The sequence below is a fragment of the Streptomyces kanamyceticus genome (genome assembly GCF_008704495.1).
Taxonomy (GTDB): Bacteria; Actinomycetota; Actinomycetes; order Streptomycetales; family Streptomycetaceae; genus Streptomyces; species Streptomyces kanamyceticus.
This window is the reverse complement of sequence record NZ_CP023699.1, coordinates 3,509,222-3,522,498: the sequence shown is the minus strand read 5'-3', so window position 1 is coordinate 3,522,498 and position 13,277 is coordinate 3,509,222. Positions and strand designations below refer to the sequence as shown.

The window sequence follows — 13,277 nt, the reverse complement described above, 5'->3', positions numbered from 1 at the left end:
CTCTTCCTCTGGGAATTTCTCTAGTGGTCGCTACAGAAAAAAACCGTACCCGATCCCGATCGCATTTACTAGCGCCCGCTATACAATTCACCCCATGGCGACGAAACAGCGTGGACGCCCCCGCTCCTTCGACCGGGAAACGGCCCTTGAGCAGGCGATCCGCACCTTCTGGGAGAACGGGTACGAGGCGACGTCCGTTTCCGACCTCACACGCGTCATGGGCATCGGGGCCCCCAGCCTCTACGCGGCGTTCGGCGACAAGCGCACGCTCTTCGACGAGGTCGTCGTGCGGTACGGGGCGACCCACGGGGCCTTCGGCGGCCGCGCCTTCGACGAGGAGTCGACCGCGCGCGGCGCGGTGTCGCGGATGCTGCACGAGGCGGCGGCCGAGTTCACCGACCCGGACCACCCCCGCGGCTGCCTCGTCATCACCGCGGCCACCAACTGCACGACGCCCGAGGTGGAAAAGGCCCTCCGCGAGCGGCGGAACGCCAACGTGGCGGGCATCGAGTCCCGCATCGCCGCGGCTGTGGCGGCGGGGGAGCTGCCCGCGGACACCGATCCCGCCGCCCTGGCCCGCTATACGGCGGCGGTCTTCCAGGGGATGTCGCAGCAGGCCAGGGACGGTGCCACCAGGCAGGATCTGGAGGCGGTCGCCGATCTCGCCATGAGCGCGTGGCCGCAGGGCCGACTGTCGGAGAATGGCGTCTGACGCTCGGAGGAAGAGACGACAACAAACATCTGCCGACGCATAGACATGGGAGAATGGTCTAGTCCACAATGCGTGGGTAAAGCATCCGCCCTCCCCGCACAGGAGGGTGGACCGAGGAGCCGGCGCTCTCTGCCCTGACCGCGCCGGAGCCTCCCGATCGGCGGCCAGTACCGCACATTCTGGCGGCCGATGCACCTGAAGGGCTGCGGTGCCGTGGGTGGGTTGAGGGTCCCGCCCTGGCGCCGCGGCTCGTCGGGAAGCGCGGAGCCCCTTGCCGCGCCGCCGGATCACCGGCGGAAACCTCGGGGGAGTGGCCCCGCGGGAAGCGAAAGGTACGCTCGCACGCGTGCCCTCCATGAACGAACTCGTACGCCAGCACACCGCCCTCGGTGACTCCGACCTCGAGTGGCTGCACCTGCTGGTCTCGGAGTGGCAGCTGCTCTCCGACCTCTCCTTCGCCGACCTCGTGCTCTGGGTCCCCACGCGCGACGGCACCCGCTACGTCTCCGTGGCACAGATGCGGCCGAACACCGGCCCCACCTCCTACCAGGACGACATGGTCGGCCACCTGGTCCCGCGCGGTCGCCGCCCGCTGCTCGACGCCGCCCTCGACGAGGGCCGCATCGTGCGCGAGGGGGACCCGGAGTGGCGCGAGGAGGTCCCGGTGCGGGTCGAGTCGATCCCCGTACGCAGGGAAGGGCGCGTTCTGGGCGTCATCGCGCGCAACACCAACCTCCTGACCGTACGCACCCCTTCGCGTCTGGAGCTGACCTATCTCCAGTCGGCGTCCGACCTCGCACAGATGATCGCCGCCGGTTCGTTCCCGTTCCCGGGGCAGCAGGTCGACATGGACGCGTCCCCGCGCGTGGGTGACGGTCTGTTGCGGCTCGACGCCGACGGCGTCGTCCAGTACGCGTCGCCGAACGCGCTCTCCGCGTACCACCGGCTCGGTCTCGCCTCCGACCTCGTCGGCCACCACCTGGGCAGGGCGACGGCCGAACTCGCGCCGTCCCGCGGCCCGGTGGACGAGGCGCTCGCCAAGGTCGCGAGCGGCTGGGCGCCGCGCGAGTTCGAGATCGAGGGCGGCGACGGTGTGATCCAGCTCCGCGCGATCCCGCTCAAGCCCAAGGGGCCCCGCATCGGCTCTCTCGTACTCCTGCGCGATGTCACCGAACTCCGCCGCCGCGAGCGCGAGTTGATCACCAAGGACGCGACCATCCGGGAGATCCACCACCGGGTGAAGAACAACCTCCAGACGGTCGCCGCGCTGCTGCGCCTCCAGGCCCGCCGTATCGATTCCGCGACGGGCCGCGAAGCCCTCGAAGAGGCCGTACGACGGGTGGGCTCGATCGCCATCGTCCACGAGACGCTCTCGCAGAACCTGGACGAGCGCGTGGAGTTCGACGAGATCGCCGACCGGGTGCTCGCGATGGTCGCCGAGATCTCCCCCGGCAAGGTGACGGGCCGGCGCACCGGCCGCTTCGGGATCCTCGACGCCGAGGTAGCCACCCCGCTGTCCATGGTGCTCACGGAGATCCTGCAGAACGCCCTGGAGCACGGCTTCCGCGAGGGGGACACCGGCACGGTCGAGGTCTCCGCGGTGCGCGGCGGCACGAGCAAGGAGGCGCGGCTGCTGATCACCGTCCAGGACGACGGCGTCGGCCTGCCCGACGACTTCGATCCGCACCGCTCGGGCAATCTCGGCCTGCAGATCGTGCGCACGCTGGTCGAGGGGGAGCTCGGCGGCACCTTCGACATGGTCCGCGCCCCCGAGCGCGGCACGCGGGTCATCCTCGACGTGCCGGTGAGCGGCGACAAGTAGGAGCTGCCCGTAGCGGCGGCAAACGGACACGGCAAAGCAGTGAGCCCCGGACCGATGTGGTCCGGGGCTCACTGCTCACGTTGCGATGCGCATCGGGGGTACTGCGCGGCTGCGGCTCGGGGGCGGGAGATGCGTACTCGCTGTACGCGCCGCCAAGCTCAGGCTCGTAGGGGGCGTGGTCGTCAGGCGCTGGCCTGGCGTGCACGGTTGCGAGCGGCGCGGCGCTTCATTGCGCGGCGCTCGTCCTCGCTGAGGCCACCCCAGACGCCGGAGTCCTGGCCGGACTCGAGCGCCCACTGCAGGCACTGCTCCATGACGGGGCAGCGGCGGCAGACGGCCTTGGCTTCCTCGATCTGCAGCAGCGCAGGACCGGTGTTGCCGATAGGGAAGAAGAGCTCGGGGTCTTCCTCGCGGCAAACGGCGTTGTGACGCCAGTCCATGGCTGCTACCTCTCCTTGGTATTACATGCGGGTTGCTTGTGAATGTGAACGCTTTCACGAATCCCCCCGCACGGGAAGGGCCGACAACCAGTCGCCTGGTGTGGACCTGTGGTGGAGGAGGGGTTCTGGCTCTCTGTGGGGCCGATGTTGCGGGCCGTCCCGATCGCCATGTAGAGATTCGCAAACCTCGGCTGCGGATACAACCCCTTCAGGAAAGTTTTTTTTGATTCCTCAGTGTCGACTGGGTCACAGCCGTACTTCTATGGGGTGGACCCTGGCCTAAACGTTCGAGTGAAAGGACTTTAGGCCCTTCCACTCACACAATCACACGCAGTGCACGGCGTACGCCTGTGAACGTCACGCTCGTCCGCAGCCCTAGGTGGTCACCGTCCATCTGGAGGGGGAGGGGGACCTTCGATTGCAAGGTGAAGTCCGTGAGGTCGTGGAGCGTAACCGCGTGCTTACCGTGCGGTCCGCGATCCGGCGTCGACGTCAGGAGCTGCGTGCCGTACCTGGCCACCGCGGCGGTGGAGAGCTTCTTCAGACCCAGGACGTCGAGGCCCGTGTCGAAGGACGCCTGCGGGGACGCGTACAGGGGGCGATTGCCCAGGTAGGAGTAGGGGGAGGTGTTGCAGACTATGGACATCACCAGGTCGGTCACCGGGTCCTCGCCGGGCCGCTCCAGCGTGATCATTCCGTGCCTGCGGTGGGGCTCGTCGATGAACTGACGGAGCACTTGGCGCACATAGAGGGCGTGCGTCGAGCGCCTGCCGAGCTCCCGCTGCTGTTCGACCCTGCCGACCACGCCGCCGTCGAAACCGAGCCCGGCGCAGAACGTGAACCAGCGCGACGGCACGGCTTCGTCCTCCGTGCCGGGAGTGCCGCCCGCGATGCCGAGACCCACCGTGCGCTCGCTGCCCTCACGGAGGGCGTCAAGGAGGGCGCCGGTGGCCTCTACGGCGTCGTTCGGCAGCCCCAGGGCGCGCGCGAAGACATTGGTGGAGCCGCCGGGCACGACGGCGAGACGGGGGAGCCTGTCCGGATCGGGGCCGTGGTGCAGCAGGCCGTTGACGACCTCGTTGACCGTGCCGTCGCCACCGAGGGCGACGACCAGCTCGATGTCCTTGCTCTCCGCGGCCTGCCGACCGAGGTCCCTGGCGTGGCCGCGGTACTCCGTAGTGACCGCCTCGAGCTTCATCTCGCTCGCGAGGGCGTGGACCAGGACATCACGCGTACGCGCACTGGTGGTGGTTGCCGCTGGATTGACCACGAGGAGTGCACGCATGCGAAGCAGACTACCTAGCCGTCTTTACCTGGCCTAGACCGAGGTGCCGGGCCGCGCCTACGCAGAGCTACCCTGCTGGAGTGAGTACTGAGCGGAAAACCACCCCCGAAGCCCCTCAGGCGCCCGAGACGGGGCCGCGTCCCGGACGGCTGACCGCCGCGGCGGCACTCGCCGGTCTGGAAGGGCTCGCCCTCCTCGGCGGGGGTGTCTACATGCTCGTGATGGGGCTCGCGGGGTCGCCCGACAGTCCGCGGCAGGCCGAGACGGGCGGCATCACGCTGATCGTCCTCGCGCTGCTGCCGCTCCTTGCCGCGCGCGGGCTCCTGAAGCTGCGCCGCTGGAGCCGCGGGCCCGCGATCATCACGCAGATCATGGCGCTGCCGGTGGCCTGGCAGCTGCTGCAGGCCGACAGCGCGGCGATTCCGGCGGGCATCGCGCTCGCGGCCGTGGCGATCGCCTCGCTCGTACTCCTGGTCAATCCCGCGGCGACCGAGGCCCTGGGGATCCGGGGCCCCGGCGATGTGCAGGACCAGAAGTAGTCACTGAGTCATCACTCCTTGAGTCATCGCTCCGCTGGAGTCATCACTCTTCGACGAGGAGCTTCTCGCGCAGCTGTGCGAGCGTGCGCGCGAGCAGGCGCGAGACGTGCATCTGGGAGATGCCGACTTCCTGGGCGATCTGCGACTGCGTCATGTTGCCGAAGAAGCGCAGGAGCAGGATGCGCTTCTCGCGCGGCGGCAGGTCTTCCAGGAGGGGCTTGAGCGATTCGCGGTACTCGACGCCCTCCAGGGCCTCGTCCTCGGCGCCCAGGGTGTCCGCGACGGCCGGTGACTCGTCGTCCGTGTCGGGGACGTCCAGGGACAGCGTGGAGTACGCGTTCGCCGACTCCAGGCCCTCCAGGACCTCCTCTTCGGAGATGGCCAGTTTCTCCGCGAGCTCGTGCACGGTGGGTGAGCGGCCGTGCAGCTGGGAGAGCTCGGCGGTCGCCGTCGTCAGCGCGAGCCGCAGCTCCTGCAGACGCCGCGGCACGCGGACCGCCCACCCCTTGTCACGGAAGTGCCGCTTGATCTCGCCGACGACCGTCGGCGTCGCGTACGTGGAGAACTCCACGCCGCGCTCCGGGTCGAAGCGGTCCACCGACTTGATCAGACCGATCGTGGCGACCTGGGTGAGGTCGTCGAGCGGCTCGCCGCGGTTGCGGAAGCGGCGGGCCAGGTGCTCGACGAGCGGCAGGTGCATGCGGACCAGCTGATTGCGCAGCTCCGCGTACTCCCGACTGCCGTCCTTCAGGGCGCGCAACTCGATGAACATCGCGCGTGCGCCGCTGCGGTCCCGTGGATCGTGCCGGCCGTGCTCGTGCTCGCTCATGTTTCCCGCCCGTCGCCCGCCGCCTCGGCCGGAGAGCTTCCTGAGCTCGTCCTTGGCGGTCGGCTCTGCCTGCTCCGACACATCGGCCGCTGCCAGCGGACCCGGCTTCCCCGGGTCCTCCGGGTGCGGCTTGGCCTGCTGCTCGGGGATTCCGGTGGTCATACGGGACGTCCCCTCCCTGCCGCCGACGGGCAGACCTTGTGTGCCACGCTCTTCGTCCCGCACCGGCCCGTCCCCGTTCCTCACGCCGGCCCGGGTCCCGCGCCGCGCTTCTTGTAGAGGCTGATCGAGACGGTGTTGTCCTCGGCGACGGTGGAGTCGACCTGGCCCGCGAGGGCCGACAGCACAGTCCAGGCGAAGGTGTCCCGCTCAGGGGCCCGGCCGTCGGTCGTGGGCGCCGAGACCGTCACCTCCAGTGAGTCGTCGACGAGCCGGAAGACGCAGCTGAGCACGGAGCCGGGCACGGCCTGCTGGAGCAGGATCGCGCAGGCCTCGTCGACCGCGATACGGAGGTCCTCGATCTCGTCGAGAGTGAAGTCCAAACGCGCCGCGAGGCCGGCCGTCGCCGTCCGCAGCACCGACAGGTAGGCGCCCGCAGCCGGAAGGCGGACCTCCACGAAGTCCTGATTCCCGGGTTCGCCTGCGATCTGGGACACCCTCACCTCCAAGGTGGTACAAGCACTTTCGGGGCTCCGGGCCTGCCGTGCAGTGGCGGGTCCGGACTGCGTCACACGGGTAACGCACCACGTCGTTCTGCGGTGACGCTACCGCGCTCCCCAGCTCCGTGTCCCGGAGACCCCGCCCCGATGCTGTCACTCATAGTAAGCCTACGGGTACGGACAGTGGCTAGGGGTCTGCGGGCCCAATTGCAAAGTATGGGCCGTCACTTCAACAGGGAGGTGACGTACCCAGGCCTCAGACGATCGAACCGTCCACGAAGCACCAGCGCCAGCTCTCGCCCGGTTCGAAGGTGCGCATCACCGGATGTCCGGTGTCCTTGAAATGCGCCGTCGCGTGCTGGAACGGCGACGAGTCGCAGCAGCCCACGTGCCCGCACAGCAGGCACAGCCGCAGTTGGACGGGGTGGCTGCCGACCGCGAGGCACTCGAGGCACGTTTCGCTCAGCGGCTCGGGTTCGGGGTGCGGCAGCGCTGTGACGTGCGAGCACTCGTTCATGATGGCCAGGTTACGACGGGAACGAGGAACGCGGAGGGGTCTGGCGATGGACGTATTGCCGCTGGTGGCACTGATCGCGGCGAGCGCGGTGGTGGCCGGGGCCGCGCGCAGGACTCCGGTGCCGGCGCCGCTGCTCCTGGTCGGGGCGGGGCTCATCGCCGCCTACGTCCCCGGAGTGCCCGACTACCACCTCGATCCGCACGTGGTGCTGCCGCTGATCCTGCCGCCGCTGCTGCACACGGCCGCCCTGGAGAGCTCCTATCTGGACCTGCGCGCCAACCTCAGGCCGGTCGCGCTGCTCTCGGTCGGTTACGTCCTGTTCGCCACGCTCGCCGTCGGCTGGCTCGCGTATCTGCTCATCCCGGACCTGCCGCTCACCGCGGCGCTCGTCCTCGGCGCCGTCATCGCGCCCCCCGACGCGGTCGCGGCGACCGCCATCGCGCGCCGGGTGGGGCTCCCCTCGCGGATCACCACGATCCTCCAGGGCGAGTCCCTGGTGAACGACGCGACCGCGATCACCGCCTACAAGGTCGCGCTCGCGGCGGCCGTCGGCGAGGGCGCGAGCTGGGCGGGCGGCATCCAGGAGTTCCTGCTGGCCGCGGTCGGCGGGGTCGGCGTCGGGCTGCTCCTGATGGTGCCGATCCACTGGCTGCGCACCCACCTGAAGGAGGCGATGCTGCAGAACACGCTGTCGCTGCTCATCCCCTTCGTGGCGTACGCGGCCGCGGAACAAGTGGGTGCCTCCGGAGTGCTCGCCGTGGTCGTCGTCGCCCTCTACCTGGGGCATCGCTCCTGGCAGGTCGACTTCGAGACGCGGCTGCAGGAGGCCGCGGTGTGGCGGGTCGTCGCGTTCATCCTGGAGTCGGCCGTCTTCGCGCTCATCGGGCTCCAACTGCCCGTCGTTCTCAAGGGGCTCGGCGAGTACGGCGTGGGGCAGGCGGTCGGGTACGCGGTCGGGGTCTTCGTCTTCGTCGTGCTGGTGCGCTTCGTGTGGTCGTATCCGGCGACCTATCTGCCCCGGTGGCTGTCGACGCGGATCAAGGAGCGCGAGGACGACATGGACTGGCGGCGGCCGCTGATCGTCAGCTGGGCCGGGATGCGGGGCGTGGTCTCGCTGGCGATCGCCTTCTCCATCCCGCTCGTCATGGATGACGGAGAGCCCTTCCCCGCGCGCAATCTTGTCTTGTTTCTGACCTTCACGACCGTGATCGGCACGCTAGTCGTGCAGGGGCTCTCGCTGCCCTGGCTGATCCGTGTCCTGAAACTGCCCGGACGGGACGCGCAGGCGCAGACCCTCGCGGAGGCGCAGGCGCAGAACGCCGCCTCGCAGGCCGCGGAGGCGCGGGTGGAGGAACTCATGCGGGACCGTCGCAACTGCCTTCCTCCGCCCCTCCAGGACCGTCTGCGGACCGTTCTGGAGCGGCGCCGCAACTCCGTGTGGGAGCGGCTCGGCCAACCGAACCCCGTCACGGGGGAGTCGGCGGACGACACCTACCGCAGGCTGGCGCGCGAGGCGATCGCCGCGGAGCGGGAGGTCTTCGTGAAGATGCGGGACGAGCGGCGCATCGACGACGAGATGATGCGGACACTGCTGCGCAAGCTGGACCTGGAGGAGGCGGCGGCCTACCGGGAGGTCGAGGACTGAGCCAGGTCCTCGCGCGCACCGGTGATCACGGCGGTGAGGCGGGTCCCGGGCCGGAAGGCGCCCTCTTCGGAGAGGGCGGTCAGCGCGTACAGGAGCTTGGCGACGTAAAGGCGCTCCACGGAGAGGCCGAGTGCCTGGCCGTGCCGGTCCTCGAAGTCCTCGGCGAAGGCGATGAGTTCGGGGGTGGTGCGGGCGTAACCGCCGCAGTGGAAGCGGTCGTCCAGGTGCCAGTTGGCGGTCGGGGCGCCGAACGTGCCGCGCTGCAGGGCCCGTATCTCGGGGCCCAGGAAGTCGCCCTTGAGGACCGGTATGCCGACGGCCTGCCGGTCGGGGCCGAGCCCGGCGGCCAGGCCCGCCAGGGTGCCGCCGGTGCCACAGGCCACGGCCGCCACGTCGGTGCTCTCGCGCAGCTCCTCGCCCAGCGCGGTACAGCCGCGGACGGCAAGGGAGTTGCTGCCGCCTTCCGGGATCACGTACGCGTCGCGGGCGCCCGCCGCGCCCAGGAGCTCGGCCAGCGTTCCGGGCTCGTGCTTGCGGCGGTACGTCGCCCTGTCGACGAAGCGCAGCCGCATGCCGTCGGACACGCAACGGGCCAGGGACGGGTTCAGGGGACGCCCGGCGAGCTCGTCGCCGCGCACCACGCCGATCGTGGCGAGCCCGAGGAGACGGCCCGCCGCGGCGGTGGCGCGCAGGTGGTTGGAGTAGGCGCCGCCGAAGGTGAGCAGGGTGTCGTGGCCCGCGCCGGTCGCCGCCGCCAGGTTCAGGACGAGCTTGCGGTACTTGTTGCCGGCCAGGTCCGGGTGGATCAGGTCGTCCCGCTTGAGTCGCAGCCGCACGCCGTGGCGGGTGAAACGGTCGTCGTCGACGTGCTGCAGCGGCGACGGCAGCCGGGGCCGCAGGGCGGCCGGGGCGGGTGTGACGGGCGGGGTGGGGCGCACTCAGCCATTGTCCCCCGGGGCATGCCGTCCGGCAGGGGAGCCCCGCGCCGGGCTCCCCGTGGGGTGTTTCTCGTGGGCTGTTTCCCTTGGGCTACTTGAGGCGCTCTTCGATCCGGTCCCTCATCCAGTCCATGGTGAAGCCGCGCGGGTCCACCTTGCCCGGCTGCCACTCCAGGTGGCCGATGACCGAGCGCTCCGTCCAGCCGTGGTGGCGGCAGATCGCGGCCGAGACCTTCTCGATCGCCTCCAGCTGCTCGTCGGGCCAGGGGTCCTCGCCGTCGCCGAGGTTCTCGCACTCGAAGCCGTAGAAGTAGCGGTTGCCGTCGGTGTTCGCCTCGTTGTCGGGCGGCAGCCGCTTCTCGGCGATCACGGCGCGCAGGACGTCGTCGTCGCCGAGCCCCGCGTGGTTGGCGCGGCCGTAGCCGACCAGGTGGACGCGGCCGTCCTTGGTGATGACGCCGTGGCAGAGCGGGCCGGGCAGCGACGCGTATCCGTCGCGACAGATCTCCACCGTGCGCTGGCTGCCCGACGTCACCGTGTGGTGGATCACGACGCCGTGCACCGGACCCCAGGGGCCCTTGTGGTTGCGGTTGTGGTGCTCCCAGTCGCCTACCTCGACGACGGTCACGCCTTCGTCTCGCAGGATGTCCAGGAACCTGCCAGCGGACATGGGTGGGGCCATGACCGTCTCCTTTGCAAGGCGCGACGGCCGCCGGTCGCGGTCCGCCTCGTACGCCCTGCTTGTACCGGAACTCCGGTGCCCGGACCAGTTGTTCGGAAGTAATCCGGTGGCTGTTCGGGCACCGTGCGAGTCGATCCGGTCAGTTGCCGTGCAGGAAACCGTCACCGTTGGCCGCGACGTGGCTCTCCAGGGCCTCCAGTGCCTGCTGGGTGGCCTGGGGGGATCCGGTGCCCCGGCGCTCCGCGTAGTACGCGGCGCCCAGCTTCTTCAGGAGGGCGTCGCCCGCGCGCTTCTCCTGGACCTCGTCGACCTTCTGCTTGCCCTGCGCGAGGGCGCTCTGCGCCTGTTCCTTGGCGCGATCCAGGAAGCCTGCCATTGCTGTCTCCTGCCGGTCGGTGCGGTGGATGCGGGTGGGGCCGTTGCCCCGCGTGTGGTTCAACGGGTGCGCGGATCTTGTAGTTCCCCGCTCCTGTGCGGCTACGCCGTGAGCTTGCGCATCAGGCGTACCCCCTGGGAGGGCTTCATGTGCGGCAGATACGCCTTGCCGATCGCCCGGGTGATGTTGGGCAGGGCCGCCGGATCCGGGTAGCACATGTACATCGGGTGGTACCGCGGCTGGAACTTCGCCTTGAAGTTCAGCAGCGAACGGAATCCGTAGACCGGCTCCAGGACGCGGCCCGCGTGGTCCAGGAGGCGCTGCAGGGCGGCGGGCGGCTCGCCGGTGTCGGAGCGGGCCAGCGGCGCTCCGGAGAGGCTCAGGAACGCGGCGCCCTCCTCCTTGAAGCCGAGTGCCGCCGACGCGATCAGGAACTCCATCGAGCCGCGGAAACCGTCGGAGCGGCGCCGCATGAAGTCCAGGGTCCAGCCCACCGGACGCGGCCCGGCCCCGTCCTCGCGTGTGTCGACGTCTCCGTAGACCGGCATCCAGCTCGTGATGCCGTGCACCGTGCGGTCCTCGTCGACGGCGAGCAGACAGCGCACGTGCGGATCATCGAGCTCGTCGAGGCCACCGAGCGTGAAGCCCATCTCCGGCAGCCCCTTGTCGGCCACCCACTCCTCGGAGATCGAGCGGACCTGGTCCGTCAGGGCGATCGGCGCGTCGGGGAAGGAGTGCCATTCGGCGGTGATGCCCTCCTTCTTGGCCTTGTTCAGGGCCGTGCGGACGTCCTGCCACTTCTTGCCCGTGAAGGCCAGCTCCGCGAGCGGTACGACGGTGTCCTCCGCGACCTGCACCGCACTCCAGCCCAACGCGTCCGTACGGGCCTTGGCCTCGGCCGTGACGCTGTAGAAGCAGGGGGTCCAGCCGCGTTCGTCGCAGTACTCGGCGAAGCCGTCGATCGCGTCCGCGCGCGCGGACGTCTCGCCGAAGGGGTCGCCCGTGGTGAGCGCGACCGTGGAGTGCACCCGGTAGGCGACCGCGGCCCGGCCGTCCGCGGCGAACCAGTAGTGGTTGCCCGGCCAGGTCGTCAGATACGAGAGCGTGGAGCCGCCGTGCGCCGAAAGCAGGGCACGCGCGTGCGTGGCCGCTTCGTCGTCGGCGTGCGTCAGGGGCCGCCGGAACGCCACGAAGAGGGCGATCAGGGTGACCACCCAGAAGAGCATTCCGCAGTACTCGTACAGCGCGAGCGCGGTGCCGCCGACCGGGACGGGGGCCTGGCCCTGGAAGAAGAACGGTTCGTAGCTGGGCGGGAAGAACTGGGTGGGCAGGCCCGACACCAGCTTCGAGAACGTCGCGTCGGGCGTGAACTGGTCGCGCACCGCGTAGCCGATGCCCACATAGGCGAGACAGGCCAGCAGCAGCGCGCCGCCGACGGTCCCCAGGAGCCAGGTCACGGTGGCCCGGGCGAGGCGCTGGTCGAAGAGTCCCCGGGCGAGGAGGAGCAGCACGAGGACCAGCAGCGGCAGCAGCATCTGCTCGACGACCGCCTGGATCATCGCGGCCTTCTGATCCGCCTGGTCGCTGCCCTCCAGGACGTAGCGGTCCGCGTGCGAGACGACGTCGCTCAGCAGGTACGCCATGAGCCCGAGCCACAGCAGCTGCGCGGCCACCGTGATCCGCCAGGAGAGCCGCAGACCGCGCCGCAGCCCCTCGGCGAGGACGAGGAGCAGCAGCGGGATGGCGATGCCCATGAGCATCGCGGGGGAGCCGTAGAAGTGGTCCTCGGCGCGGATGCGGGCGCACTCCGTGCCCGCTCGCACGCAGGCGTCGGCGATCTCCTGGGCGCTCGGGCCGCCCGAGACGTACAGATCGAGGACGTTGAAGGGGCCGAGCGAGTCCTTGTAGAGCGTGGCGACGAGCGGGCCGATGGCGGAGGCCGCCACCACCAGGGCGACCAGGACCCGGCCCTCCGCGTGCGAGGCGTGCGGCATCCGAAGCCGGTGCGTCTCGCGGTGCGCGAGCGCGCCGAGCGCCAGACCGACGACCGTGCCGGCCAGGACGAGGACGTTCTGGAGGTGGCCGACGTACAGCGCGAGCATCAGCGGGAAGACGATCAGGATCAGCTGGAGCCTGCGCCGCCACAGGGCGCTGAGCCGGAAGCTGAGGAAGGCGCCGACGGCGCAGGCGGCGATGCCGGGCGTCGCCGTCAGGTCCCGCGCGAGCCCGTCGAGCCAGTCCTCGCCCGCCAGCGAGCCGAGCTTGACGACCGCGGTGCCGAGCAGCGAGCCGAGCACCTGTCCGAGGAACAGCACGACGCCGGTGCGCAGCGAACCCATGCGCTGCTCGGCAGCCGAGCCGAGCAGCAGCAACAACAGCGTGGATCCGATGTAGTTGCCGATCCCCGAACACCACAGGACCGCCGTCAGCGGCGTCCACCAGCGGCCGTCCGCGAACGCGGGCACCCCCACGCCCACGTCGGTCAGGAGCGCCTCGGGCGGGCCGCCGCCGAGGCTGCCCGTGAACGCGCCCACCGCCCACAGCGCGACGACGGCGAACACGGTGACCGGCGCGCGGCGGACCGGTTCGAAGGCCCGGCCGATGGCGCGCAGCCAGCGCACCGGGCCCCGCTCGCCCGGCGGCGCGAGCGGGGCCGACGGAGCCGGATCCTCCGCGGCGGCTGCGGATGCCTCGGAGGTGGTCATCTCCCGAGCCCACCAGTCGGCGGGGTCCGACACATCCCGAGCTGGGCCGAACGAGTGGAAACGCCCGCCCTGCCCAGCCGAGGGGAGATCCATTCCCGCTCGTTTGTGTAATGGCGCGGGCACGCTGA

Annotated in this window: 13 protein-coding genes; 4 read left to right on the top strand and 9 right to left on the bottom strand. The window is 70.3% G+C overall.

Annotated elements, in window-relative coordinates; genetic code table 11:
• The first annotated feature begins 94 nt into the window (after positions 1–94).
• Together CP970_RS14215 and CP970_RS14210 are read left to right on the top strand one after the other, a co-directional pair.
• Positions 95–712: a TetR/AcrR family transcriptional regulator gene (locus tag CP970_RS14215; protein ID WP_055551714.1), complete on the top strand. Its 618-nt coding sequence runs from the start codon at positions 95–97 to the stop codon at positions 710–712.
• 355 nt (positions 713–1,067) lie between these two features.
• Complete coding sequence (locus CP970_RS14210) at positions 1,068–2,534, top strand: sensor histidine kinase (protein ID WP_055551716.1); 1,467 nt, start codon at positions 1,068–1,070, stop codon at positions 2,532–2,534.
• 182 nt (positions 2,535–2,716) lie between these two features.
• Here CP970_RS14210 and CP970_RS14205 read toward each other — a convergent pair whose 3' ends face one another.
• Positions 2,717–2,974 carry a WhiB family transcriptional regulator gene (locus CP970_RS14205; protein ID WP_016639615.1) on the bottom strand — a complete coding sequence of 86 codons (258 nt, stop codon included), beginning with the start codon at positions 2,972–2,974 and terminating at the stop codon, positions 2,717–2,719.
• Between the two features lie 316 nt (positions 2,975–3,290).
• Positions 3,291–4,259 (bottom strand): diacylglycerol/lipid kinase family protein, encoded by a 969-nt coding sequence (locus CP970_RS14200; RefSeq protein WP_055551718.1) that lies wholly within the window; start codon positions 4,257–4,259, stop codon positions 3,291–3,293.
• Positions 4,260–4,339: 80 nt separating this feature from the next.
• On the opposite strand from CP970_RS14200, the gene CP970_RS14195 reads away from it, so the two are divergent.
• Positions 4,340–4,798 (top strand): hypothetical protein, encoded by a 459-nt coding sequence (locus tag CP970_RS14195; protein ID WP_055551721.1) that lies wholly within the window; start codon positions 4,340–4,342, stop codon positions 4,796–4,798.
• A gap of 43 nt (positions 4,799–4,841) precedes the next feature.
• Here the strand turns inward: CP970_RS14195 and CP970_RS14190 are convergent, their stop codons facing one another.
• The 3 genes from CP970_RS14190 to CP970_RS14180 form a co-directional block, all read right to left on the bottom strand.
• Positions 4,842–5,873, bottom strand: coding sequence for an RNA polymerase sigma factor SigF (locus CP970_RS14190; RefSeq protein ID WP_079043789.1), 1,032 nt, complete (start codon positions 5,871–5,873; stop codon positions 4,842–4,844).
• Complete coding sequence (locus CP970_RS14185) at positions 5,870–6,283, bottom strand: ATP-binding protein (protein ID WP_030780840.1); 414 nt, start codon at positions 6,281–6,283, stop codon at positions 5,870–5,872. Before CP970_RS14185 ends, CP970_RS14190 begins: the two co-directional genes overlap by 4 nt.
• A gap of 259 nt (positions 6,284–6,542) precedes the next feature.
• On the bottom strand, positions 6,543–6,803 hold the full coding sequence (locus tag CP970_RS14180) for a UBP-type zinc finger domain-containing protein (protein ID WP_055551725.1): 261 nt from the start codon (positions 6,801–6,803) through the stop codon (positions 6,543–6,545).
• A gap of 46 nt (positions 6,804–6,849) precedes the next feature.
• On the opposite strand from CP970_RS14180, the gene CP970_RS14175 reads away from it, so the two are divergent.
• Positions 6,850–8,448 (top strand): Na+/H+ antiporter, encoded by a 1,599-nt coding sequence (locus CP970_RS14175; RefSeq protein WP_055551727.1) that lies wholly within the window; start codon positions 6,850–6,852, stop codon positions 8,446–8,448.
• Here CP970_RS14175 and CP970_RS14170 read toward each other — a convergent pair.
• From CP970_RS14170 to CP970_RS14155, 4 genes are all read right to left on the bottom strand, one after another.
• Positions 8,427–9,386, bottom strand: coding sequence for a 1-aminocyclopropane-1-carboxylate deaminase/D-cysteine desulfhydrase (locus CP970_RS14170; RefSeq protein ID WP_150493370.1), 960 nt, complete (start codon positions 9,384–9,386; stop codon positions 8,427–8,429). The genes CP970_RS14175 and CP970_RS14170 overlap by 22 nt on opposite strands.
• A gap of 91 nt (positions 9,387–9,477) precedes the next feature.
• Positions 9,478–10,068 carry an N-acetylmuramoyl-L-alanine amidase gene (locus CP970_RS14165; protein ID WP_150493368.1) on the bottom strand — a complete coding sequence of 197 codons (591 nt, stop codon included), beginning with the start codon at positions 10,066–10,068 and terminating at the stop codon, positions 9,478–9,480.
• Positions 10,069–10,207: 139 nt separating this feature from the next.
• The gene (locus tag CP970_RS14160) at positions 10,208–10,444 is read right to left on the bottom strand and encodes a hypothetical protein (RefSeq protein WP_055556598.1); all 237 of its coding nucleotides are present in this window, start codon (positions 10,442–10,444) and stop codon (positions 10,208–10,210) included.
• A 101-nt stretch (positions 10,445–10,545) separates the two neighbouring features.
• Positions 10,546–13,149 carry a bifunctional lysylphosphatidylglycerol flippase/synthetase MprF gene (locus CP970_RS14155; RefSeq protein ID WP_055556595.1) on the bottom strand — a complete coding sequence of 868 codons (2,604 nt, stop codon included), beginning with the start codon at positions 13,147–13,149 and terminating at the stop codon, positions 10,546–10,548.
• Between the last annotated feature and the right edge of the window lie 128 nt (positions 13,150–13,277).

Bases quoted from the DNA above. Each gene is read 5' to 3' on its own strand.
- CP970_RS14215 (WP_055551714.1), top strand. From the start codon at position 95: ATGGCGACGAAACAGCGTGGACGCCCCCGCTCCTTCGACCGGGAAACG.
- CP970_RS14210 (WP_055551716.1), top strand. From the start codon at position 1,068: ATGAACGAACTCGTACGCCAGCACACCGCCCTCGGTGACTCCGACCTC.
- CP970_RS14205 (WP_016639615.1), bottom strand. From the start codon at position 2,974: ATGGACTGGCGTCACAACGCCGTTTGCCGCGAGGAAGACCCCGAGCTC.
- CP970_RS14200 (WP_055551718.1), bottom strand. From the start codon at position 4,259: ATGCGTGCACTCCTCGTGGTCAATCCAGCGGCAACCACCACCAGTGCG.
- CP970_RS14180 (WP_055551725.1), bottom strand. From the start codon at position 6,803: ATGAACGAGTGCTCGCACGTCACAGCGCTGCCGCACCCCGAACCCGAG.
- CP970_RS14175 (WP_055551727.1), top strand. From the start codon at position 6,850: ATGGACGTATTGCCGCTGGTGGCACTGATCGCGGCGAGCGCGGTGGTG.
- CP970_RS14165 (WP_150493368.1), bottom strand. From the start codon at position 10,068: ATGGCCCCACCCATGTCCGCTGGCAGGTTCCTGGACATCCTGCGAGAC.
- CP970_RS14160 (WP_055556598.1), bottom strand. From the start codon at position 10,444: ATGGCAGGCTTCCTGGATCGCGCCAAGGAACAGGCGCAGAGCGCCCTC.
- CP970_RS14155 (WP_055556595.1), bottom strand. From the start codon at position 13,149: ATGACCACCTCCGAGGCATCCGCAGCCGCCGCGGAGGATCCGGCTCCG.